Source organism: Enterococcus sp. S22(2020) (assembly GCF_020295385.1).
In the GTDB taxonomy this organism is placed as follows: domain Bacteria; phylum Bacillota; class Bacilli; order Lactobacillales; family Enterococcaceae; genus Enterococcus_L; species Enterococcus_L dunnyi.
Genome location: NZ_JACFUD010000001.1, coordinates 198,284 through 222,189 on the forward strand (window position 1 = coordinate 198,284; position 23,906 = coordinate 222,189).

General features: G+C 32.6%; 23 protein-coding genes. All 23 read right to left on the reverse strand.

The annotated features are described in order from the left end of the window. Positions 1–100 precede the first annotated feature (100 nt). Positions 101–1,261, reverse strand: a complete 1,161-nt coding sequence (locus H3T55_RS00895) for a DUF262 domain-containing protein (RefSeq protein WP_225533089.1) — start codon at positions 1,259–1,261, stop codon at positions 101–103. Further along, positions 1,258–1,878, reverse strand: a complete 621-nt coding sequence (locus tag H3T55_RS00900; RefSeq protein WP_225533088.1) for a hypothetical protein — start codon at positions 1,876–1,878, stop codon at positions 1,258–1,260. The genes H3T55_RS00895 and H3T55_RS00900 overlap by 4 nt, the downstream gene beginning before the upstream one ends. A 3-nt stretch (positions 1,879–1,881) precedes the next feature. Then, a complete protein-coding gene (locus H3T55_RS00905) occupies positions 1,882–2,970 on the reverse strand; it encodes a DNA cytosine methyltransferase (protein ID WP_225533087.1) in 1,089 nt (362 codons plus the stop codon). A 169-nt stretch (positions 2,971–3,139) separates the two neighbouring features. Further along, positions 3,140–4,720 (reverse strand): DNA cytosine methyltransferase, encoded by a 1,581-nt coding sequence (locus H3T55_RS00910; RefSeq protein ID WP_225533086.1) that lies wholly within the window; start codon positions 4,718–4,720, stop codon positions 3,140–3,142. A gap of 73 nt (positions 4,721–4,793) precedes the next feature. Further along, the gene (locus H3T55_RS00915) at positions 4,794–7,460 is read right to left on the reverse strand and encodes a sigma factor-like helix-turn-helix DNA-binding protein (RefSeq protein ID WP_225533084.1); all 2,667 of its coding nucleotides are present in this window, start codon (positions 7,458–7,460) and stop codon (positions 4,794–4,796) included. Further along, positions 7,460–8,194 carry a DUF6339 family protein gene (locus H3T55_RS00920; protein ID WP_225533083.1) on the reverse strand — a complete coding sequence of 245 codons (735 nt, stop codon included), beginning with the start codon at positions 8,192–8,194 and terminating at the stop codon, positions 7,460–7,462. The genes H3T55_RS00915 and H3T55_RS00920 overlap by 1 nt, the downstream gene beginning before the upstream one ends. Then, positions 8,187–9,071: a hypothetical protein gene (locus tag H3T55_RS00925; RefSeq protein ID WP_225533082.1), complete on the reverse strand. Its 885-nt coding sequence runs from the start codon at positions 9,069–9,071 to the stop codon at positions 8,187–8,189. Before H3T55_RS00925 ends, H3T55_RS00920 begins: the two co-directional genes overlap by 8 nt. Then, entirely contained in the window at positions 9,061–10,944 is a 1,884-nt protein-coding gene (locus H3T55_RS00930; protein ID WP_225533081.1) for a hypothetical protein, read from the reverse strand. Before H3T55_RS00930 ends, H3T55_RS00925 begins: the two co-directional genes overlap by 11 nt. A 160-nt stretch (positions 10,945–11,104) precedes the next feature. Beyond that, a complete protein-coding gene (locus tag H3T55_RS00935; RefSeq protein ID WP_225533080.1) occupies positions 11,105–11,752 on the reverse strand; it encodes a DUF443 family protein in 648 nt (215 codons plus the stop codon). A 60-nt stretch (positions 11,753–11,812) separates the two neighbouring features. Then, positions 11,813–12,442: a DUF443 family protein gene (locus tag H3T55_RS00940; protein ID WP_225533079.1), complete on the reverse strand. Its 630-nt coding sequence runs from the start codon at positions 12,440–12,442 to the stop codon at positions 11,813–11,815. A gap of 83 nt (positions 12,443–12,525) precedes the next feature. Continuing rightward, on the reverse strand, positions 12,526–12,918 hold the full coding sequence (locus tag H3T55_RS00945) for a hypothetical protein (protein WP_225533078.1): 393 nt from the start codon (positions 12,916–12,918) through the stop codon (positions 12,526–12,528). 69 nt (positions 12,919–12,987) lie between these two features. Further along, positions 12,988–13,362 carry a hypothetical protein gene (locus H3T55_RS00950; protein ID WP_225533077.1) on the reverse strand — a complete coding sequence of 125 codons (375 nt, stop codon included), beginning with the start codon at positions 13,360–13,362 and terminating at the stop codon, positions 12,988–12,990. Positions 13,363–13,419: 57 nt separating this feature from the next. After that, positions 13,420–13,854, reverse strand: a complete 435-nt coding sequence (locus H3T55_RS00955; RefSeq protein ID WP_225533076.1) for a hypothetical protein — start codon at positions 13,852–13,854, stop codon at positions 13,420–13,422. Between the two features lie 119 nt (positions 13,855–13,973). Then, complete coding sequence (locus H3T55_RS00960; protein ID WP_225533075.1) at positions 13,974–14,354, reverse strand: hypothetical protein; 381 nt, start codon at positions 14,352–14,354, stop codon at positions 13,974–13,976. Further along, positions 14,329–15,645 carry a T7SS effector LXG polymorphic toxin gene (locus H3T55_RS00965; RefSeq protein ID WP_225533074.1) on the reverse strand — a complete coding sequence of 439 codons (1,317 nt, stop codon included), beginning with the start codon at positions 15,643–15,645 and terminating at the stop codon, positions 14,329–14,331. The genes H3T55_RS00960 and H3T55_RS00965 overlap by 26 nt, the downstream gene beginning before the upstream one ends. A gap of 15 nt (positions 15,646–15,660) precedes the next feature. Next, entirely contained in the window at positions 15,661–16,029 is a 369-nt protein-coding gene (locus H3T55_RS00970) for a DUF3958 family protein (RefSeq protein ID WP_225533073.1), read from the reverse strand. 3 nt (positions 16,030–16,032) lie between these two features. Further along, a complete protein-coding gene (locus H3T55_RS00975) occupies positions 16,033–16,308 on the reverse strand; it encodes a TIGR04197 family type VII secretion effector (protein ID WP_225533072.1) in 276 nt (91 codons plus the stop codon). 242 nt (positions 16,309–16,550) lie between these two features. Next, positions 16,551–17,831: a hypothetical protein gene (locus tag H3T55_RS00980; RefSeq protein ID WP_225533071.1), complete on the reverse strand. Its 1,281-nt coding sequence runs from the start codon at positions 17,829–17,831 to the stop codon at positions 16,551–16,553. Between the two features lie 132 nt (positions 17,832–17,963). Beyond that, the gene (locus tag H3T55_RS00985; protein ID WP_225533070.1) at positions 17,964–18,728 is read right to left on the reverse strand and encodes a class I SAM-dependent methyltransferase; all 765 of its coding nucleotides are present in this window, start codon (positions 18,726–18,728) and stop codon (positions 17,964–17,966) included. Between the two features lie 28 nt (positions 18,729–18,756). Next, on the reverse strand, positions 18,757–19,344 hold the full coding sequence (leuD, locus tag H3T55_RS00990) for a 3-isopropylmalate dehydratase small subunit (protein ID WP_225533069.1): 588 nt from the start codon (positions 19,342–19,344) through the stop codon (positions 18,757–18,759). Further along, positions 19,344–20,720: a 3-isopropylmalate dehydratase large subunit gene (gene leuC / locus H3T55_RS00995; protein ID WP_225533068.1), complete on the reverse strand. Its 1,377-nt coding sequence runs from the start codon at positions 20,718–20,720 to the stop codon at positions 19,344–19,346. The genes leuD and leuC overlap by 1 nt, the downstream gene beginning before the upstream one ends. A gap of 1 nt (position 20,721) precedes the next feature. Further along, on the reverse strand, positions 20,722–21,768 hold the full coding sequence (gene leuB / locus H3T55_RS01000; protein WP_225533067.1) for a 3-isopropylmalate dehydrogenase: 1,047 nt from the start codon (positions 21,766–21,768) through the stop codon (positions 20,722–20,724). Next, positions 21,768–23,285 carry a 2-isopropylmalate synthase gene (locus tag H3T55_RS01005; protein ID WP_225533065.1) on the reverse strand — a complete coding sequence of 506 codons (1,518 nt, stop codon included), beginning with the start codon at positions 23,283–23,285 and terminating at the stop codon, positions 21,768–21,770. The genes leuB and H3T55_RS01005 overlap by 1 nt, the downstream gene beginning before the upstream one ends. Positions 23,286–23,906: the final 621 nt, after the last annotated feature.

Genomic DNA, 23,906 nt, shown 5'->3' on the forward strand with positions numbered 1-23,906 from the left:
AATATAAATTGAGCACATAGCTACTTTTGTAAAAAATGCCCCTAATCTTAGCTGATTAGGTCACTTGAATTTTTTCATAAAAAAAGTAAGAGCTAATAATTTAACGCGCTTTTTTTGTGTCCGATTTGATAGTCTCAAGTATACCATTTAGACTATCAAAAGTTGAAGTATCAAATCTAGATTTTAATATTAAATCTTTCAAAACAAAAAATCTTGTAGTCCTATTAGATAATTTATTAACACCTTCAGATGAAGATAATTTATATCTATTTACTTGATCATATAAATCTGACTGTTCGCTAGTAAGACCCATATTCTGAGAATCAGTATTCACATGATTATTATAAAGATTAATAAACGCACTTAAGTTTTCAAAATGTTCAGGAAGAAACTCTATGCCTTCTCTTATCATATGAAATATCAACGAAAATAAGCTATACACCTGAATTTTTGTTCTAATAAACCTGTTAAGACCGATTTTTTCAATAATATTATAATAGTACCTAATTGCTTGTTCGATAATCTGTTTATCTTCATTTATTTCTGGATAATTATCTTTATATTTTTCATATGCTTCATTAATAGGCTCATCTATTTTTGATTGATCAACAATTCCTCTCTTAGAAAGAATTATTAAATTAGCACAAAAAGTAACATCTTGCATTCTTTTTATATCTCTTGCGGAAAATATCTTTATATACTCCCACAATTCATTCTCTGACAGCTCAGATGCAAATTCATGGAACTTACCACTACCAAAATTTGCATGTCTTTTTTCTTGATTGTTCAATGTGTATTCAGTCAAATTAAGTCTATTAAACATTTTAATAACATTTTCTTCATTTGCATTAGGGTCTATTTCAATAACGGATATTTTGTACCCCCAAAAATCTTTTTTCTCCCCCTCTGTTAATTGAGCAAATGATTTATTTCCATATAGTTTTTGTGCCTCCTCATCTAATAAATCTTTTGTCTTTAATATTAGATTTCCTTTTACAAATTGATCTATAGAGTTAAGCCTTTGCTGACCATCTACAATGTGAGTTATTGAGTCACCAGTCTCTGAATCAATTTCACTTTGCCAAAAATAGACAGATGGAACGACATAGTTTAAAAGAATTGTCTCTATTAATCTAATCTGATCTTTTTCACTCCAAATAGCTCGTCTTTGGTATGAATGATCAACTATTAAATCTTCATTTTTTATTAATTTATGCACTTCTGAAATCGTTTTAGTATTTTCAGTGTATTTAAATTTCATTTTTTTAAATTACCTCCTTTACATTTTTCTATTCCACTAAGTGTATACAATTCCAAATCTCTCCAAGAATTGTAAATTCTATAATTTATGGGATGAATGATGTCAAAATGATCTCTTAATCTTATACTACATCTATCTATATGGTTTATTGCATTAGTATTAAGTCCCAATTGTTGAAATAAGTTTTTATCATTAATAAATCCTCTAAAGACAGAAGAAGATAAAACCTTATATTCACTAATCATTTGTTCATATTTGTACTCCTTTAAATTCTCCCATGTTACTTTAAATAGTTCAGGAGAAACTATTGCGATATCTAAATCAGAAAGCACTTGCCCTTCGGATTCTTCTAATTTAAAAGACTTAAATTTTTTATTTGGAGCTAAACTGAACCCTAACTTACCACTGCCAACAAGGTGAGAATCGTGTCTTTCAATTTTAAATTCTTCAGAAATAATTTTTTTGAAATCATCTATTTCTTCGACACTATCTTGTAATAATACTCTTTCAAAATACCATATTCGAGTACACATAATATATTCCTCATAAAATTCTTTTGATGACATAGAATTTAAGTCACTTAAAATATCCTCCTTCTTTTTTTCTAAAAAATTCAATATTTAAAATCTCCCTTCTAAATATTCTCTTATCGTCTTTGCTATATGCGAGGATAATAAAAATGGAACTGCATTTCCAACACACTTAAATTTATCCGTCATGCTAAGTTCTTTTTTCACTTTAAATTCTTTCGGAGCAGACTGTATCGCTAAAGCTTCGGCAACACTAATTCTTCGAGGCAAATAAGGATGTAAGTGGACTTCATTATTACCATAAGCTGCAGTTGGAGCATACCTCCATCTATGTAACCTTTTAAATGATTTTCTAGATACATCGCCTTCATCAATTGTATTAAATTTTTCTAAGGATTTTGGTTGAAAAAAGTCTAAAGAATTATAATGATCATAAACGTCATTTTTTCTGAACCAAGATTCTACAGTTATCTCCTCTAATATATTAGTATTAGGTTCCAAATTAGACTCTTGAGCAAAAATATTTAACTCTGGCCAATTATATTGTGCAACATCTAAATCAGTAGTGAATAAAGATTCTTCCAACATATTGAAATGATTATAAATACCTAGTTCAGTAGATTTTTCACTATCCACACCAATGATAAAAAATCTTTCTCTATTCTGTGGAGCACCATAGTCTATAGAGTTCAATATCCCATATGAAATCAAATATCCCTCATTTTCCATCTCCGAAATTTTTTTTCTAATATATTCTTTATGCCTTTTCGTACTCCAAATTCCTTTCACATTTTCAAACAAAAAAAAGTGCGGATGATTTCTTTTAATTAATTCAAAATAATCTGTGGTTAGTCTTCCATTAATTCCTTCTGATCCTCTATTTTTGCCAGCAATTGAAAAATCTGGACAAGGAGGACCACCTATAAATCCTAATGTTCCTTCTTCTTTTTCAAGCAAAACCTTGTTTTCAAAATTTTTATCTTTATTGAGCTCTGAAATATCCTTCTGACTATAACCATATTTTGGCTCTTTAAAATTCATATCCTCACGTGCATATTTATATGCTTCTAAAAATGGTTTATAGAATTCAAAAACTTCTAATATTGTATAATCATTTTCTTCAAAACCTAAATCAAGTAAACCCAAGCCTGAAAAAAAAGAAAAAATTTTTAATTCCAAAATATCCCTCTTCTACTTTATAATAGTTTTTTGATCACCTTAAGTTAACATTTTAACACTTTATTCTTGTTATGACGACCTTAAAAGAGATACGCTTTATTAAACTTATTTTTGTATTAAAAAATCACTATTCAATAATATTATTTTTGATCCACACTAAAATAAGTATTTAATCTAAAATCTCACGCCTTTCGTTTCTTTTAAACAATTCAAAAATTGTCTTAGAAATAATTGCTGATAATTTAGGGGGAACGGCATTTCCTATTTGTTGATATTGAGAATCCTTGGTTCCCTTAAAAACAAAGCTATCTGGAAAAGACTGTAACCTTGCAGCTTCCCTAATGCTTATCGCACGATTAAGAATTGGATGAATCCACATCGATTTTCTCACATTCACTACTGTACCAGCAGGCTTATCATAACTCACTCTGAGATATATTGTATTTTGAGTTCTTTCAGGATTTGTATAAGTATCTTTTAGAGATTTATCTAGATTATGAAAATTCTCGCCTTCTTTCAAGTTTCTGAATCTCTCTAGAGCTTTTTCTCTGGTTGCAGTTATAACATGATTGTAGATAAGATCAGAATCATTTATTTCTTTTAAAAACTCATTCTCAAACAGATTATTCTGTCTATAACCTTTTGGAGCAGAATTCACTTCTAATTCTGGTTTTATTTTTTCCAAATCTTCAATGGCATCTCTTACGGTATACTCCTTACTAGTATGTTCATAAATTTGAGATATATCTTTATAATTAAGGTCCTTTCTAACACCACTTAATATAAATCTTTTCCGTTTTTGGGGAACACCATAATTAATTGCATTAACAACTCCAACAGTTTGTTCATAGTTTTCTTTAAATACCTCATTTAAATAGTCCACAACTGAATAAGATTGAACTTCAGCATATACTATATTATCCTTACTGAAAAAAGTAGCAATTATTTCATTTCTTTTTAATTCCTCGATTATTTTAATCCCTTTTTGAAAATTTATAAACGAATCAAAATGATCAAAAAAATCCATAGAATATTTTCTAGTACGTAAGGCAGATAAAAATAGATCGTAATCCCTAGCAAAAATACTTGAGTTACTTTTATCAATTTCCACTAAATTTTCTATCTTCTGTAAATTCTTGTCCAAAAATTTCTCTACAGCGATAGTATCCCTTTTTTTTCGGAATAATATATTTAATAAATTATATAATCCATCTTTTATTAAATATTCTTCGTATTTTCCACATCTTGCAATCTCTAAAATATCAAAGTCCTTGTATTTACCATTTGCCACTAATACATGATCCGACCTAATATCAAGATCTAAAAGGTCTATTTCTGCTTGATCTTTCTTAGAGTAATAAAACCTATGTTTTTCAGAAGTAAGCATTTTCACATTTTCCATGATAAAAACTTTGGGATTTAATGCTTTTACAGCTCTAACATATTCTTTAACTAAGATATTATTAGAATTGATGATATTATTCTTTTGTCTATTTACATTCGAGAAACCTTGGCAAGGGGGACCACCTATAATTACATCCACTGTTTCAAATTTTTCTTTAAATTTTAAATAATCTACTTCTCTCACATCAGACAAAATATCTATATTTTCATTTTTGTGATTATAGATATATGTTTCTCTTGCGTATTTATCATTTTCAACAGCTGCAACAATATTAAAATTTTTATTTTTACTAAAGCCTAGGCTCAGTCCACCAGCACCGGCAAATAAATCTATTACGTTATACATTAAATTTTCTACCTCTGTTCACAAAAATTAAGCACTTACAAGACAACTAGATTATTTTTATAATCCACTTTCGTTAGTTTAATATAAACTTTTCCTTCTTTTTATCATATGAGATATTAATTCCACTATATAATTCTTGAGGAATATTTTCGTTAGTTAATCCTTCAAACAAAAGAATATTTCTGAGCTCAATTTGGGATATTTCCAATAAATTTCTATTCTTAATTACACTGATTACGATTTGTTCATAACTGTATAGTTCACTCTCCTTTGGCACAATAAAACTTTTGTTATATCTAATATCCTTAACTAATTTATTTATAGAGCGATAACTAGAGTCATAGTTTTCAATGATTGAGCGTAGAAGATAATGATTCCATTCTAAATTGATATCAGGAAAATTTCTAAAATCTACAATTCTTTCATATGGCATAAAGTCGTATTTTCCTAGCAACAACCTCAATGATTGGTTTATCTTATTGACTTTGTTTTCAGATAGATAAAATTTGTCTTTTTTTAAATACGTATATTGATCAATTCTGATTAATTTTGAAGTTAAGTTGTTCATAGCATTATTTTTTGTAATATACTTCCACTTCATCTTACTTGCAAATTTATCTAGATTAGCATATTCAAAATATCCTGTCTGCTCATCAATTAACATAGTTTCTACAATTTTCTCAGTGGATAAGTTACCTTCAACTAAATTTTTTTTGGCAATATTTGGAATTCTAAAATCATATAGTTCATCAAAAAAATATGAACTAATATAAAATAAATTTTTTGGTGTATAATCTATACTAGAATCTATTTTCATAAATTCATCATATAGAATCTGTTCACTAATAAATCCATCATATTTTAATATGTTATATTGTAAAATACGATCAAGTTTTCCAATGAACTCTTGACAAATATTTAGACTATCAACATGTACATAAGTATGAGTATCCCACATAATAATTTTTTTATTTCTTTCTAAGATAAAACTTATAGTATAGTCTTGTATACCTGGTATATATTTTTTTATTTCTTTTTTAGTTACTGGTCCTTTTTTAGCTAAACTAATTATTCGGTCATCATATGTTTCATCAGACATTTTAGAATTTTTATTTAAGTAATCTCTTCTATATTCAAAATCATCAGGATAACACCACTTAATAATGCCATGTAAAAAATTGTAATTATCAATATTACTCTCTAATAATAGTCTTCCCTTAAATAATTCAAAAAGCTCCGAATAATAGAAAGTATTTTGTTCTTTTCTTAAAATATGTTTTCTGATATCCTCAATCAATTCATTATGAAAGTAAACTTTTTCAATAGGGCAATATCTTCCTCTTCCAGAAAGTATTATTTCTGGAAAATCCGTAATTCTTGCAAAAAGTGCTCGATTTTTTTCTGGTAATTCAATTCCAGGATACTTAAAAAAAATTATATTTCTCAATTTTTTCATATCTTCATTGCCTTCATCTTGATCTAATTTTAGGTCAAAGTTAAAATAACGTCGTATTGCATCAATACAAGAATATACATATGAACTACCTCGTTTAATAACAAAATCCCCATAAAAAGTATAATCATTTGCTATTAAGCAGTTTTGAATATCATCCATATCAATAAAATCTAAATTGTTTTCTTCTAACTCTTCAATTATTTTGTCCATTAAATCATATAGGTTTCCATATTGCCCAATTATATCTTTCATGATTTTTGTAAGTCTTAATTCTACCTCTAAACTACTACTAGATTTGAAAATGAACTTATCTAACATTTCACTAAATATAATTATATTAGAATTTTTAAGAATAAAAAAATACAATTTTCGTTCTTCTTCTTCATCAAAATATAAGTCTTCTAATCTAATAAAAGGATTACTAATAGATACTTTTGATAAAGCTCTTATTTCAGCGTAATTAATAATTTTAGAAATAGTTTTTTTTATAATCTGGCGAACTCTTTCTCTAGTCAAATTGTATTGTATTCCTATTGTATTTAGAGTTTCTCCTGATGCTCTTTTTCTCAATATTGACAAACTACGTTCATCTATATTTTTTATTTTATCTAAATACATATTATCTAAAGACTTATTCAAATCGTCGTGATTCTGTTCCAGTAAATACCACTGTACAGGAGTTAAATTTAAACTGTAAATATCTGAAATTTTAGTAATATATACTCCATTAAAAATTTCGGATATTTTCATCTGTAATATTTCTGGTAAAAAATTTATAGGTATGTTTTCTATCTCTGAATTAAAATATTCATTAGGAACTGCAACTAAATCCATGCCTTTTAATTCATTAATTTTATTTGTTATTTCATTTTCAAACTTAATTAAATTATTTTTCCTTTTGCAAGACATTTTATCTTTTTCAAAGTGAAGCCAGTCCTTAACGGTCTCTATATGACTAAATTTGAAAAGGTTCTCTAATTTTCTATCAATTAATTTTCTATCAATAATTGATAAAATTTGTGTATTCATCAACCACTCTGGAATTTCCAAATACTCATTACTATTATTTAACATGCTCAATTTAGTTTTAGCTTCTTCTTTATATGAATAAACATTTTCCTTAAATTCCTCTATTATTTCTATACTTAATCCAGGAATAAAAATTATCTCATCCAAATCAAATGCACATAGCTCATCAAAATCAGTAATTCCTTGCTCATTTAAAAAGTATTGAATCTTTTTAAACTTGCTATCTTCAAAAAGAATATCTAAATTAGGTTCCATTAAAATTCACTCCTGTAAAGCTGAATCCCTTTTTCAAAAATTTTTAATTCAATAGTTTTCATATCCATACAGTCAAGGAGATATGTTCCCCCCAAAAGATTCAAATATTTTGATAACTCAGCCATTACTCTTTTATTGATGACAATATTTTCTTCCCGTAGTTGGAGAATTGCTGTTAGAAAAGCTCTGGTAATCTGAGAATTGTTAGAAGTATTACGTTCTAACACATCTTGAATATAATTTGAATTTTCACATAATAGTTCAGTTAATTCATAAGGATTTTTTCTTGTTTCATCATATGAAAGTCTCCCAATCCACCACAATCTAGAAAGAGCATTTCTTGTCAGAGATCTTCTCGCTCCGTAACCAAAGAAAAAATGGTTTTCTATATCTGAACTTGATTTTATTTTCCATCTATATTTGGTATATTCCCAAAACCTTGTTATACACAATCCTGCCCATAACCTTTCGTCTGAAGCCTGAGAATCAGTTAAGAATTTTAAACGGTTATATACTCTTTTTACATTTTCTAATTCTGTGAAAAATGGTTTTTCATTGTTCATTATTAAATCAAAATTTTCTAATTCAATTTTTGAATTTGTAAATGGATAATCATCTTTAAAAAATTCTAAAAATTTGTGGTTATCCTCATAATAAAAACATCTTTCTAATATTGGTAAATTATTTTTAATTGTTTGAAGAGACTCTGATTTTACTATTTCAATATTATTCATCTTCTTCATCTCCATTCTCACTATAACCAAGCCATAACCTATTTAATCCATCGGAAATGGGATTTGCTATTAAGTTTTGAGACAATTCGAAACTACTATGATCTTTTAAATCTTCACTAAGCAATTCAATTTGGAATCTTTCTTTCAATATAGAATCTAAAGAATTAAACCAAGTATAATCCATAAACTCTAATTTATCTTCGTCATTCAAGTTACTTAACCGCTCTATCACATACACAAGTGCTGGTAAGATAATCATTGAGCTTAAAACTGGGATTAATGCTTCTGTTTTGCATAGAGTTTGATATCTTATAAATTCAGTTTCAGGTATACGAATAACTATTTTATTTGAAAACATATCTATTGAGTTATTGTTTTTATCTCCATAATATTTTACTATACTAAAAATTGATGGTGTTTTAGTCAAGTCTTCACGATTTTTCTGTATTGAAATATTAAATTGTTGCCCTACACCAATAATACATCCCTCTTCAAACATGAAAGTGAAACCTTTATATACATCATTGAAATCATCGCTAAAAAATTCTTCAATTTTATCTACTGCTATAATAAATGGACAAATACTTATTTTCCCATTTATTTTATCATCAGTAATATGATGAATTTTTGTAGGTTCATCAGTTAAGATAACTTGCCTATATGAAGTTTGAGTACATTCAATATGATAAGCATACTTTGCCTTTCCATCTCTAATTAATTTCAATAACTCATAATTATCAAGTACAGAAATAAAACTTAAAATCACTTCATATCCGATAATTTCAATTCTCACATCGGTTTCAAATTTGCTTTCAATATAATCATCTGAATAATTTGTTAAAACAGGATAAGGGTAGAGCTTTTCTCTAATATCCATTTACTCGTACCTCCATTGATAAATAATCGGATGAATAGATATTAACAATTAATCTAACCAATTTTTCCTTTTCAAGTGTCCCACCAATAATTCTATTTTTTTCTATTTTCAATGTTGGTGAAGATATAAGTTGTGCAGAAATTATTTCGGCTTGATTTGATTGTGATTCCCCAACTATTATTAAAGATATTTCAGAATTAGTAACTGTTCTCTCAGGAATAAATGAAACGGAATATCTTCCTTCATCTTTATTCAAAGCTATTATTCTTGGTTTTTTTATCTCTACTGGTTTCTTTTCCCCTTTTTTATATTCATGTTCACTTCCATACCCTTTTCCATCTAGAGAATCTCTTGAAATACTAGATTTTCCGTTTCCCTTACCTTTTTTTTCTTTTTTTCCAACAAAATTATCTACATTATCAAACCCATTTATATTATCAGTATATTCAAATTCCGTTTCCATTTTATCTAATCTAGCTGATATTTTTTTTACTAATCTTGGTGATACTTCTGTCACTTTAATTTCCGTAATATTTCCAGTAATATCTTCAGTTTCTTGTTGATCCCCATCTACATTATCCATATCCAGAGGTAAATATTCTCCAACTCCTGAATCTAATTCTTCTTCCTCCTCTTCCTGTATTAACGTATTTAAAGATTGCATTATAAATTTACGCAAAGCGATAATATCTTGCTTTGCCCTTGGTTCACTAGTTCCTAATCTTTTTGGTTCCCATTTAGTATGCTGAGGATTTTCCATACTTCTTAGATATTCATTTAAATTTTCTCCTAATATTAGAAAAACCCCTCCAACAGAAACTAGCGGATTTCTAATAGGGTAATCTAGAATTTTCATTCCCGTTTTCCTAACCATTGCAACTTTATTATGCATTAAATCATCTACTAATAATCCTAACTTAATAGTTCCCATTTTTTTAAAGTCTTGTTCAAACCAAACCGTTTCAGATGATGTCAAAACTTTATAGAAATTTGGTGCTTTCTCTGTAAACGCATCTGGAAAAACTTTGATAAGATCATCTATACTACTCTTTGAAATTTCATATTTGCCTACTTTAACTATAAGATTCCCAGAATATACTGCATTTAAAAAACCATCTAACACAGCACCTATAATTGATTCTTCCCAACTACTATCCTCAAAAAAGAACCCTAAAACAAAAATATCAGTCCCTGAATATGGATACTCTCTTTTAAACCCCTTTTGAAGACTCTTTTGTTCGAATATAGGCATATTCTTCGCATCACCATAATAACCAACACCTTGGGTTAGTTCTCCATCATTATTCTTAAAAGTTGTTAGCCTAGAAACTCCTTGAAATGCACTATTTCCGCTATAGTCTAAAGTACTGTAAAAAACTGTTCTAAAACTTGAACAGGCAAACGGAGCAAATTTCCCTATTCCAAAAGAACCACCAGCAGAACCTGCTTTATCTGATGCCCCAGAAGATTTTATTAGGTTCGTCCAAGGTGTATTATATAATTCTTTTGAACCTTTCAATCCTTTTGTATTAAAATCACTTATACGAAGCATTGGAATGTTTTCGTTACAAAAAAGTTCAATCGCCTCTTCATAAAATCGCTTTGCTTTTGTTGATTTTTGAACTTTCCAAAATTCATTTCCCATTTTCAAAGCTTCAAGTAAATTCTTTGCACCTGGAATATCATTAAAATTTAAATAAAATTTTTCAAATTCAATTACTACTGGCTTATTTTCATCGACAATAGCATCGATAGAATTTTGACAAATCTCCCTAGCTAATGACTTTATTGGCTCACCAAGAAACGTTTCAATTCCTGAATCACTTATACCATTTATTTGTCCAAAATTATTGGAAGGAAAACTCCAATTCATTTTTCTACCTCCTATTTAATATTCATTTCTATTATAAAGTAACTAAAATTATTATAACATGAAATAATAAATCGACATCATGAAAACAAACACTTATACATTTTTCTAAATAATTAGAATTCTTATGTTTTTCTAATTTTATAGTTAATTTAACTCAACCTTACTTAACTGTTTTGTCAATATATTCCATATCATCCATCGGCTTTGCTATTGATGAATTTAAAAATGATACAAATACTAAATAAATGAAGAGTACAGGCACAACAGTAAAAGATTTTGCATGAATGAATAAAGACAATAAGAAAACAAGTATTGCCAGTAAAATGATTGTTCCAGTTATGCAACGCTTTTTATAGAATTGATTATCTTTTTTCAAAACAATTAAATGATCAAATGTACTCATTTCTTCCTTACTAAAAATTTGTTTCAATTTATTAGCATTCGATATGGAACGTATATATCTGAAAATAAAGCTAATTAAAATAGCAACTAAGAAGGACAGTAATATAAGGTTAATGGTCATCTCTTCAAAAAAGATACTCTCTATACCTTTCATCAAAGCATATATCACTCCACTCAACATAAATCCAGAAAAAGACCATACGGAAGCTCCCATTTTATTCTTAGGTACTTTTTTTAGTTTCTCATACTGCTTTTTGTCGATTTTAGCCGCTTTATTTTCTAAATACCAAGTTGCCATTGGAAATAACCATGTTAACTTATGAGAATCTAAGTCTACTAAGTAGTTATCTTTTTTATTGATTGTTACTAATTTAAAACGAGAGATAGATGTGTCTTCAAATTTCATAAACATTCCTCATAATTCGTATGTTTCTATAAAAATTGACTAAATAGGATTTGTTCATTTTCACTCTTGTACAGAAAAATTACTTCCATAAGGATAAATATATCCTCGATTAAGAAATAGAGAAAACAACACACAAATAATGAAAATTACAATCATATCAAATGAATAGAATACACTAAAATATCCAGAAGAAAAAATAGCTAAATAGATTATTAAAAATGCAATTGCGCTATTTCTCTTGTAATAACTCGTTATACTTTCCTTCTTTATACGGATAAGTATTCCTTCCCTCGAATTTCCAATATTTTTATACATTCTACGTTTGTTAACAATGGCATTAATTGCACGATAACTTATTAGAAGTGCTAAAACTACAAACAAATAAACAGTTCCTAATATAACTCCTGAAATTGTTACATAGTTTTGAAAATACGTGTTTATTAACCATGTGGATGGTCTTCCAATAACTATAGAAAGTATTACAATCTGAACAACACCATAGCCTGCTTTTTTATTTGTTATTAACTCGTCAAACCTTACTTTATCGATTTCTATTGCTTTAAAAGGGAATAGCCACACAAGCATTGGCAAGAACCAACAGAATTTATTACTATCCAAATCTAACAAATAATATTTGGCGTTCATTTCTACTAGTTTATATCTCTTATTCGTTGATTCATAAACTTTCATATTTTATCACCAATAATACCTTTATTTATCGTAGTTTCTGAGAAATAATGAAACACATTTTCTTCTACTCTATTTCATCAGTCTTAATTGTTATCTTCAATTAAAACACTAGACGTTATTATTTTATTCGTTTCATTTTTAATTTTTGCAGTATATGTCCTGCCTTTTTCTACAATATAGACATAGTAAAACCTATCTTTTGGAGTGAACCTATCTTCGCCAATATTATATGGTTTTATCACTTTTTGAGTTTGATCATCATAAAAATTTACGGAAAAATCGTTCTTGTACTTCTTATCAATGTATATATGCACACGAGCTTCGTTATTGTTTTTAGCTATTTTTATATTAAATTCTCTTTCTTGATTAGGAAGATACTTTTGTCCATAATTTTTGGGTACTAAGAAGAAAATAATTGAAAAAAGTGAAATAATAATAATTACACTACTTGACTTTATTGTATTTTTTACGTTCATTGATGTTCTCCAGAAACTTGTTGCTACTTTTTTTATAGCATCACTCTAAACTAACTAATATTACTTATTTTAGTCATTATCTTCAACGACGACATTAGATTTAATGATAGAATCAGTATTATTTATTATTTTAACAATATACTTTTCTCCAGCTTCAACTCTGTGTGAATATAAAATTTGTTTTGTCCCAACCTGTTTCCTTAACTGGTTGATATCGCCATTCTCTCTAATTAATTCTATGTCCAAATTTTTACCTGTCTTTTTATCCACATAAACACGAACCCAAGCTTCAATATTTGCCTCATGAATTACTCCTCGAATCTCTTTTTCTTCATGAGGTAGATATTTAGTTCCTTCGTATTTTGGAATTAAGAAGAACACGAGGGCGAAAAATAAAATGATAATGATAATACTACCCTCTTTTGTCAAATTTCTTGAAATCATTTATCCTCTCCTTTTCAGCAAAATGTCCCCATTGAAGTAAAATTGAATATGCTATTTTTAACGAATTTGCATCTCAGAAAATAAGGATTTATAGTTATTGTCGTTTACACTGACATAACTATAAACAAATGAGTCTGTTCTATTTTTTATCTTTACAGTATACTGCTTACCTTTCCCTGTATAGATACGATAGCTGTAAAAAAATTTATTTTTCGGTGTAAAACGATCTTCACCAACAAAGTCTGGTTCAACTGACTTTCCTTCCGAGTCATTTACTCTAATTTCAAACGTTTCTTTTTTATCTTTTGTTAGATATACTGAAATTTGTGGTTCAATATTTTTCTTATCAATTTTTACTTGAAACTCTTTCTCTTGATTTGGAAAATATAGGGAATGATAAACTGAACTGATATTTGAAACAAGATAGACGACTACCATTATAGTTAAAATAGATACTATAATGATACTAATTCTGTTTATAGTATTTTTCAAAATCCGTTATTCCTTCCTCTATAATTTTAGCATCACCATAGTTTTCAAAAGAACCAATTTTCTTATCATTACAAACTTTAACTAGTTTAAATAATCAAGACTTCATCATGAATTTCAATCTAATTGTTATTTTCTACAATAACATAACTATAAACAAATGAATCTGTCCTATTTTTTACTTTTACTATATATTCTTTTCCAGCTTCTGCCTTTTTAAAATACATGATTTCTTTTGTCCCTTTTTGCTTTTCCAACTCCTGTATTTCACCGTTTTCCTCACTTAAGGTTACGTTTAAATCATTTCCAGCCTTATTATCAACATAAATTCGAATTTCAGCTTCAATATTGCTCTCTTGAATTTCAACTTTAAATTTCTTCTCTTGATTTGGAAAGTATAAGGATCTATATACTAATACAGCATTTGAAATAAGATAAATAACTAGAATTACTGATACGATAGCTGCAATTGTGATACTAATTTTTTTTATTATACTTTTCAAAATCTGCGATTCCTTTCTCTATTAATTCTGCATCACCTTTATTATCTCCGTAATTTCCATTTTTAATATTTTCAATCCACTTTGGAATATCCTTATCAGAAATAAACCCTTGCGCAACACCAGCTCCATATTTTAAAGCATCATCTTTAAACATGAACGCTCCTTGCCCATAATAGCCAAAAAGATAATTTCCTAGATAGTCAGCTGAACGGTTGTCTTCTTTACCATTTGTCTTTACAATAAATTCTGGTGTCCATTGTCTTGACCAAATCGAATAATCCGATTCACCAAAAATTCTGCTTTTTAAATCTAGAGGCTTTTTCGTATTTACCATATCTACAAACTCGAGGAGATGTTTATCGGAAACATCTATAGCATTATTTCCCAAACTTCTCACTATTGATTTGATATCAATATCAAGCTCTTGTAATATTTTCGCTAACTTTTTCTCCGCTTCTTCTGTTTCCGGAGAATTTGCTCCAAACTTTGCTCTTATCTTATCGTACTCATCAAAAGCAGGTTTCGCTAGTGAATAAAGATAATCTTCATAAACACGTGCAATTTTATCCGCTTTTTCAGTCGGTGATAAGCTTTTGTCATCTTTGATCTCTTGAACAAGTTTTGCGTAGTTAAATGGTAAAACAAAATTATCTTTCCACTCTTTATTAATACTTTTGGCCCAATCAAGTGTAAGTTTCGCAGTGCTATACATACCATTTGAGCCATCAAAACAACTAGTACTCGCAAGAGCGGCTAAACCTTGGCTAACGTTGTCTAATAATGAATCCGCTGTTGTATATAAATCAGAGCAAGAACTTTCCAAATCATACATCGATTGTATTTCTTCTTTCAATTGATGAATTTGGATCGTGATCGCATTTGAGCCATCATCCGCATTGACATTTCTAGTTCCAAATGATGGACTATTATCCATCAAGCTATTTCTATACAATATGGATCGTCTTTGTTGTTCTAAACGCTCTATAGTTCTGTTTAATTCATCCTCATCAATTTCTTCATTTTCGATCTTTTCAGCTATGCGACTTGCAAAAGTTAGATTGTCATTCATGATTTCATCATTTGCTCGAACTTGGCCACGCAAGAGTGGAATATGAGCGATTTCAGCATAGCTTTTAGCTGCTGACCATGCATTACCGGTTAATTCTGTCGCACTAATAAAGTTTTGCATACCTTGCATGATTTGGTTTAGTCCTTCGTTTTTGCTGTTTAATGAAGAATTTATCTGATCTAAATAACTTGTTATCTCGCTTACCCTTATCTTCAACCCCATTAATAGAACCTCCTTTTAACTGCTCTCTTGTCGTAGCTTTATTTGTTTATCTACCAGATTCTCCTCTTTTTTGACTAATGTTTTTTGTTCTTGCTCTAATTCATATTGAGCCTTATCCAATGCGTTCATCGCTCGTTTATGATCATACTCATTTTCTTCGTGAGCCATATAAAGAAAACGATTGGCTTTGTCACCTTTCCAGTAGTAAGCCAACTCATCTAAAATATCTGTGTTTTCTTTATAGATTTGTTGGGTGATATCGTCCGCTTCTTCAAGTTTTTCAATTTGCTTTTTATTTTTATCTAACTCATCTGTGACAGTTTGTAATTCTCGATTAAGCATAATCATTTCATCGAAAGAATCTTTCTTTTTCTCTTCTGACATTTTCTACCCTCCATTTGCAATTTGTGCATCTTTTTCAGCAAAAGTAGTAGCAATCATCGTAAAATTAGCTAAGTCTTTAGCCAATGCACTGCCATATTGACTAGTACTTGTTATTGATTTGCCATTAGTACTCTTTACTTTCTCGCAAACAGAAAGATTAGAAAAGCTAATCGTAGATGAATGGACAGTTGTTTGCAATGAGGAGTCTTTGGCACTTGAAATTGGATTTATGTAATTTGATGCTACACCTACATCTGAGCTAATTGCTTCATTCGTCATTTTGGTCACCTCTTTTAATTATTTATAAAATGGTATTAAAAATCTCAATTATTACTTATCTCCCTAATTGTAATTCGAAACTAACTCTGTGTAAATATATATTTTTCAAATGTTCTGTCTAATTGATCAAATGATGTTTATAAAAAACTTTTATTTCTTACTAATTTCGCTTTATCGTTTCATACAAAAACAGGCAATCTAGAAAATAACCATTTTCCAAATCACCTGTTTCCATAACTATTCTATTTTTGAACCCTAATCAAATCCAATACATCCCGCGGATTTCCTACATCTACTGTTACTACTCGAACATTATCCAAAATATCTTGTGTCAATGCTCTCACTTTTTCTGGATCATTCGCAACCTCCGCACCGATTTGCCAATGGCTTGGTACTGGATATACATTGATCGTCCCATTTCGATTACTTGTATAAACGATCTGTCCTTCAGCACTATAACCACCGTAAAGCATAATAGCATCCGTTGGATATGTCACACTACCTGCATCGTATGGATTGAGTGGTGTTCCCGCAGGAATCACCTTTGCATTCAGCTCCGATGGTTTCACGCCGATCAATGTCAACCACACACGAGCATATTCGATCTGGTCATCTGAATAACCCAGAAGCATTTTATCATCACCTGTTGCTTGTTCTACCGCTTTATTGGCATCTGCTTTGGCTTTTTCTAGTGCGTTATTGACTTCTTGCTCTGCCGCTTTTTGTTGCTGCGTCAATGCACTGATTTGTCCTTGCGTATCGATCATCGCTTTCATTAAAATCAATTTGGCTGTAAAGGTCGTTTTCAGCTCTTCGTTTTTGACCTTTTCGATTTCTTTGTTTAAAGTATCATAGTTGCTTTGCTGAACGGTTTCTTTAGGCACATTTCCATCAAATGGCTCGTTGAGTAATTTTTTTATTTTTTCAACTTGATCGACTTGTTCTGTCGCATTTTTTAGAATCGATTCGATTGCGACTTGCCATTTTCCTTTTAGCTCCTTGTTGTCTTTAAGCTCATCTGTGACTGTGGTGATTTTTTCTTTCGTCAAATCGACTGTGATCGGTAATTGATCTTTGACGTTATCGCCTTTCAGCGCTGGTTCTTTTGAGCTGAATAGTTCATTTGTCTTTGTTTGTATCTCTAATTTATCATTGGCTAAAGCTGTTTTTTTCTGTAGCTCTTGAATATTTGTTTCAGCTTTGTCGGCTGTGACTTTCTTGCCGTATTCACGTTTGATTTTTTCAATTTCTGTTTGTTTCTTTAACAACTTTTCTTTCGTTTCTTTGATCGTTACAGGTTTGATTTCTTTGGTTAGAAATTCTTGTTCGTCCTCGTAAAGTAATGCAACATCTTTCGATAACTCACCATCTTTTGCTGTTGTTTTTTCGATGGCTGCGATTTCATTTTGCGCAGCGGTGATTTTTTTCTTTTCACTTGCTTGCTTTTGAAGTAAAACTGCACCGATGATCGCAAGAATCACCACGACTACACCGATCGAGATCCCCAAAACTTTCTTCTTCATTCCCCAAAACACTCCTGTCTTTCCAACTTTTCTATTTTTCTTTCTATTGTTAGTTTAGCACATTTATTCGATCTGTCATTTAAAAGATGAGATAAAAAAAGAACTACTGAAAATCAATAGTCCTTCTTTTACTTATTTGCTTCTTTTTGTTGCTTGTTTAACTGCGTGGATCCTCAATCTGCGGTAATCGGCTTCCCAATGATCTTCTTTCCATAAAACAGGTTTTAATTTCTGATCCATGTTTTCGAGAACTATTTCTTTTTGTTCTAGGGTCAGTTCTGCTAACTCGTTCGGATAAAATTGTTCCATCCATTGATGTAACCCAAAAGCACCTTCTTTTAATGGTGTCGGTCGCTCATATTCTAACATTTCGATGCGATCAAAATGGTTTTTTTCAAGTAATTTTTGATAGTCTTCGGATGAAGTAAAGCAAAACGGTTCCTCTAAAGAAATCTCATACGCAGCTAACTCTTCACGAAAAGCATCTCGAATGGCTTGAACATTGCCAACCGCACCAAATTCACAAATCAACTCACCACCATCAACCAATAGCTGATGAATATTTTGAAGCAAACGATCTTGATCTGGAATCCAATGAAAAACAGCGTTTGAAAAAGCAATGTCATAAGAGTCAAATCCTATCACAGGATCTAAAATATCTCCTTTTATAAATGACAACTCTGGAAATTTATTCGTCGCTTGCGTGATCATTGCTTCGGATCGTTCAATGCCTGTTACGCTGTGACCTAATTCAGCAATTTGCTTAGTCAATTCTCCTGTACCGCTGCCAATATCGATCACTCGCTTTGGCTCCTTGGGTAATAATTCTAATAAACCAGCACCATATTTAAAGATAAAATCATGCGTGGTATTGTATTTTTTTGCATCCCAGTCCATCTGTTTCCTCTTTTCTCTACCGATGTACTTACTGCCAATAAGCAGGAATTTTCGCTTCATAAGCCGTGATTTCGTCAGCGTGGCCCAAGCTAATGGCGATATCATCCAAGCCATTCACCAGCTTATGCTTCCATGTGCCATCGATCTCAAATGTATACGTCGCATTAGGTACTATAACTTGCTGGTTCGGCAGATCGATCGTGATCGTTTCATCTGCTTTGAGCTGTGCCAAAGCTGTTAATTCTTCCCGCTTTAAAACGATCGGCAGCAAGCCGTTTTTAGTCGCATTCATATAAAAGATATCGCTAAAGCTTCCGGCGATGATCGCTCTAAAACCATAATCTGCTAATGCCCAAGCCGCATGTTCTCGGGATGATCCTGAGCCAAAGTTATCGCCTGAGATCAGAATCGTTGCTTCTTTATATTGCGGTTCGTTTAAGGTAAAGTCAGGATTTGGTGTACGATCTGGCAAATAACGCCATTCATCAAATAGAAATTCCCCAAATCCTGTTTTTTCGATGCGTTTCAGAAATGATTTTGGAATGATCTGATCCGTATCGATATTATCATTCATCAGCGGAACCGTGGTTCCTGTATGTTGTGTAAATGCCTCCATTATGCACCAAGCTCCTTTCGAATATCGACAAATGTTCCTTCAAGTGCAGCTGTTGCGGCCATTGCGGGGCTACAAAGATGCGTTCTAGCCCCTTTTCCTTGACGGCCTTCAAAGTTTCGGTTTGAAGTGGAAGCACAGTGAACACCTGCTGGTACTTGATCTGGATTCATGCCCAAACACATTGAACAGCCTGGCTCACGCCATTCAAAGCCGGCTTCTGTGAAAATTTTATCCAAACCGATTTTTTCTGCTGCTTTTCGAACAGGTCTGGACCCTGGTACCACGATTGCTGTGATCCCCTCTTTGACTTTTTTACCTTTGACGATTCGAGCAGCCTCTTCTAAATCAGATAGTCGGCCATTCGTACAAGATCCGATAAAGACATAGCCGATCTCAATATCAGATGGGCGTTGTCCCGGTTTAAGATCCATATAATTATAAGCACGTTCATCATTCATATCTTTGATTTCTGGGAAAGTCCCTGTAACTGGAATGCCCATTTCCGGGTTTGTGCCCCAAGTAATATATGGCACAAGCTCATCTGCATTCAATTCTAGATCCACATCGTACACCGCATCAGGATCACTTGGCAGTTTTTTCCAATCCGCGATCGCTGCTTCCATATCTTCCGGCGCATATTCTCTACCGCGCACGTACTCAAAGGTTTTCTCATCCGGCGCCATCATCCCCATTTTCGCACCGCCTTCGATCGCCATGTTACAAATCGTCATTCGTTCTTCCATTGTCAGGCTTTCGATCGTTTCTCCATAGAATTCAACAGCATAGCCGACACCGAAATCAACTCCGTATTTTGCGATCAACGCTAGGATGATATCTTTTGCATACACGCCTTTTGCTAATTTTCCTGTGATTTTCACACCCATCGATTTAGGCTTGTTTTGCCAAATACACTGTGTGGCAAAAACATGTTCGACTTCACTTGTCCCGATACCAAAAGCTAATGCACCAAAAGCACCGTGTGTTGCGGTATGAGAATCACCACAAACGATCGTTTTTCCCGGCTGAGTCAAGCCAGTTTCCGGACCGACCATATGAACGATCCCTTGACGTTCGCTGCCATTATCACATAGCGTGATGCCGAATTCGTCACAGTTTTTTTGAAGTGCTTCGATTTGTTTTTTTGCTACTAGGTCTGTGATATTGAAGATATCTTTTGTTGGAACATTATGATCCATCGTAGCAAACGTGCGATCTGGTCGACGGACTTTCCGACCCGCTTCTCTCAATCCTTCAAATGCTTGCGGCGACGTCACTTCATGAATCAAATGAAGATTGATATAAAGCAGCTGCGGTTCGCCTTCTTTCCCGCTGACCACATGTTGTTCCCAAAGCTTATCAAATAATGTTTTTCCCATATTAAGCACCTCTCAATTCTGTTAATACCGCTTCTGTAAATTCAGTCGTAGTCGCTTTACCGCCAAGATCTGTTGTTAAAATCCCTTGATTCATGACACGGTCACAAGCAGCTTCGATTTTTAGCGCTGATCGTTCTAACCCAAATGACTGACGAAGCATCATCGCCGCAGATAAAATCATCGACATCGGATTGGCTTTATTTTGATTGGCAATATCTGGCGCTGATCCGTGAATCGGTTCATATAATGAAGGACCCGTTTCACTATGACTAGCACTTGGCATCATTCCTAGTGAACCAGGGATGACTGACGCTTCATCACTTAAAATATCGCCAAACAGATTCTCTGTCACGATCACATCAAATTGTTTTGGTCTTTGGATCATGACCATCGCCGCAGAGTCGACAAGCTGATGCTCCAACATGCAATCCGGAAATTCTGCTGCCACTTCTTCCGCTGTTTGACGCCACAATTTACTGGTAGATAGTACATTGGCTTTATCAACAGAAGTTACTTTTTTATTTCTTGTACGAGCGATTTCAAAAGCTTTGCGGATGATTCTTTGGATCTCTGCCTTTGAATAAGTACAAAGATCTGATGCTTCTGTGTCACCTAATTGTTTTTCGCCAAAATAGATACCGCCTGTCAACTCACGTACGACAACAAAGTCGACGCCGCGAACATTTTCTTCTTTTAATGGAGATAAATGAACCACTGCATCCGGCACAGAAATTGGACGAATATTGGCAAATAGTCCTAACGCTTTTCTTAACGCCAGCAGCCCTTGTTCTGGACGTTTCGGAGCGTTGTCCCATTTCGGTCCGCCGATCGCACCAAGTAAAATCGCATCTGCTTTTTTACAGGCTTCCAGCGTTTCTTCAGGCAGAGGATCTCCTTTTTGATCGATTCCAGCGCCGCCAAAAGCAAAACGCTCGATATCAAATTCTAAGTTATCTTGAACCATAATCTCCTCTAAAATCGTTAAAGCACTATCCATGATTTCTGCACCAATGCCGTCTCCCGGCAAGGCGATGATTTTTTTACTCATTAGGCTTTCCCCACTTCTTTTTGAAATTGTTCACTTGCTTTGACATACGCTTTTGCAGATGCCTGCAGTACGTCAAAATCGATACCGATGCCGTTATAATGTGTGTTCTCTTGATCGGCTAAGGTCACGTGGACTTCTGCTTGAGCATCTTCTCCGCCTGTGACTGATTTAATGTAATATTCTTTTAAATCTGGTTTTTGGCCAAAGATTTTATCGATCGAATTATAGATTGCTTGAATACTACCTGAGCCGATCGCCGATTCTGTTTTTGCTTCTTCCCCTGTATCGATGGAAACAATTGCCCCTTGGCTACCGTCAGAAACGTATTGCAACTGTACTCGCTCCAACCGATAAGTGTCATTTGATTCTTGGCTTTGACCGACCATCAACGCAATGAGATCATCTTCTGTTACTTGTTTCTTTTTATCAGCGAGTGATTTGAATCGTTTGAAGGCATCTTTTAGTTCATCATCTGTTAGCTGGTAACCTAATGTCTCCATTTTAGCGGCAAAGGCATGACGCCCAGATAACTTACCAAGCGGCAATGAGTTTTCGTTGACGCCAACCAATGATGGAGTGATGATTTCATACGTATCAGGATTTTTTAGCACGCCGTCCTGATGGATCCCTGATTCGTGCGCATAGGCATTCGCTCCGATAATAGCTTTATTTCTGGGTACAGCTACACCAGATAAACGGCTGACCAAATCACTGGTACGTTTCGTTTCATTTAATGTGATCTTGCTTTCTGCCTGATAAAAGTCTTTTCTGATATACAAAGCCAAAGCTACCTCTTCGAGCGCAGTATTTCCTGCACGTTCACCAATCCCGTTCACTGTTCCTTCTACACGACGTGCGCCGTTTTCGATCGCAGCAAGTGCATTGGCTGTCGCCATTCCTAAGTCATCATGACAATGGGAAGAAAAAATGATTTCTTGATCACTTTGGATATTCTCGATCAAAAACTTGAACAACGCGCCGTATTCGGAAGGATTAGAGTAACCAACTGTATCAGGAACATTGATGATCGTCGCACCAGCATCGATCGCTGTTTGAACTGCTTTTAATAGGAAGTCCCTTTCTGTTCGTGTGGCATCTTCCGGAGAAAATTGAACTTTTTCGAACTTGGTTTTGGCATAACTGACATGTTCTTTGATTGAAGCAATCACTTCATCTGGTGTCATTTTCAGCTTGTATTCCATGTGAACAGGACTTGTGGCTAGGAATACATGGATTTGCGGATGCTTAGCGTGTTGAAGGGCTTCATGAGCGCGGTCGATATCCGCTTTTTGACAACGAGCTAACCCGGCAACCGTCATTTTTTCTACATTTTCTGCAATGGCTTTGACAGCTTCAAAATCACCCACAGAAGCGATCGGAAAACCGGCTTCGATCGTATCGATCCCCCATTTTTCCAATTGTTTAGCGATTTGGACTTTTTCTTTTGTGTTGAAATTTACACCTGGCGTTTGTTCGCCATCCCGTAGTGTTGTGTCGAAGAATTGAATCTGTTTCATTTTGCATACATCCTTTCTGGTAAATTACTTCTTCATTTTTTTAGTGGTATTTTTTAGTTTGATACGTTCTTATCATGTGGTTGTTTTGCTTTTTTGACTTGGGCTACTCATGTATGAAGCTTCGCTCATTCTATTCGTCAAGTATTGCGCGACATCAGCTCTGCAAGCAATCGCTGTATCTTTGTACGAATGAAACTTCGCTCTCTCCGCTCGCCAAGTATTGCGCATCATCAGCTCTGCAAGCAATCGCTGTGTCTTTGTACGAATGATACTTTGCTCTCTCCGCTCGCCAAGTATTGCGCGACATCAGCTCTGCAAGCAGTCGCTGTGTCTTGCAACAAAAAAGCATCCCACGATATGGGATGCTTGTCATCCCGTTCATGCAATGCGAAAACAGGACTCTCAACTTCTGATTGAAAAAGCAACTTATTTGCTCGCTTCTAAAGATCAGTGTGATGAGTCCTTCACTAATAATAAGAATGTAATTGTTGTGATTTGTTTGTCCATGATCGTCAACATCCTTTATTGTCAGAATTTTTGAATAATTCAAACTATAGTCATAAAGATACAGAACTTTTCTATCAAAGTCAATAGTTTTATGAGAATTTTTTTAAGAATCGA

Bases quoted from the DNA above. Each gene is read 5' to 3' on its own strand.
- H3T55_RS00895 (WP_225533089.1), bottom strand. From the start codon at position 1,261: ATGAAATTTAAATACACTGAAAATACTAAAACGATTTCAGAAGTGCAT.
- H3T55_RS00910 (WP_225533086.1), bottom strand. From the start codon at position 4,720: ATGTATAACGTAATAGATTTATTTGCCGGTGCTGGTGGACTGAGCCTA.
- H3T55_RS00915 (WP_225533084.1), bottom strand. From the start codon at position 7,460: ATGGAACCTAATTTAGATATTCTTTTTGAAGATAGCAAGTTTAAAAAG.
- H3T55_RS00920 (WP_225533083.1), bottom strand. From the start codon at position 8,194: ATGAATAATATTGAAATAGTAAAATCAGAGTCTCTTCAAACAATTAAA.
- H3T55_RS00925 (WP_225533082.1), bottom strand. From the start codon at position 9,071: ATGGATATTAGAGAAAAGCTCTACCCTTATCCTGTTTTAACAAATTAT.
- H3T55_RS00930 (WP_225533081.1), bottom strand. From the start codon at position 10,944: ATGAATTGGAGTTTTCCTTCCAATAATTTTGGACAAATAAATGGTATA.
- H3T55_RS00935 (WP_225533080.1), bottom strand. From the start codon at position 11,752: ATGAAATTTGAAGACACATCTATCTCTCGTTTTAAATTAGTAACAATC.
- H3T55_RS00940 (WP_225533079.1), bottom strand. From the start codon at position 12,442: ATGAAAGTTTATGAATCAACGAATAAGAGATATAAACTAGTAGAAATG.
- H3T55_RS00945 (WP_225533078.1), bottom strand. From the start codon at position 12,918: ATGAACGTAAAAAATACAATAAAGTCAAGTAGTGTAATTATTATTATT.
- H3T55_RS00950 (WP_225533077.1), bottom strand. From the start codon at position 13,362: ATGATTTCAAGAAATTTGACAAAAGAGGGTAGTATTATCATTATCATT.
- H3T55_RS00965 (WP_225533074.1), bottom strand. From the start codon at position 15,645: ATGGGGTTGAAGATAAGGGTAAGCGAGATAACAAGTTATTTAGATCAG.
- H3T55_RS00970 (WP_225533073.1), bottom strand. From the start codon at position 16,029: ATGTCAGAAGAGAAAAAGAAAGATTCTTTCGATGAAATGATTATGCTT.
- H3T55_RS00975 (WP_225533072.1), bottom strand. From the start codon at position 16,308: ATGACGAATGAAGCAATTAGCTCAGATGTAGGTGTAGCATCAAATTAC.
- H3T55_RS00980 (WP_225533071.1), bottom strand. From the start codon at position 17,831: ATGAAGAAGAAAGTTTTGGGGATCTCGATCGGTGTAGTCGTGGTGATT.
- H3T55_RS00985 (WP_225533070.1), bottom strand. From the start codon at position 18,728: ATGGACTGGGATGCAAAAAAATACAATACCACGCATGATTTTATCTTT.
- leuD (WP_225533069.1), bottom strand. From the start codon at position 19,344: ATGGAGGCATTTACACAACATACAGGAACCACGGTTCCGCTGATGAAT.
- leuC (WP_225533068.1), bottom strand. From the start codon at position 20,720: ATGGGAAAAACATTATTTGATAAGCTTTGGGAACAACATGTGGTCAGC.
- leuB (WP_225533067.1), bottom strand. From the start codon at position 21,768: ATGAGTAAAAAAATCATCGCCTTGCCGGGAGACGGCATTGGTGCAGAA.
- H3T55_RS01005 (WP_225533065.1), bottom strand. From the start codon at position 23,285: ATGAAACAGATTCAATTCTTCGACACAACACTACGGGATGGCGAACAA.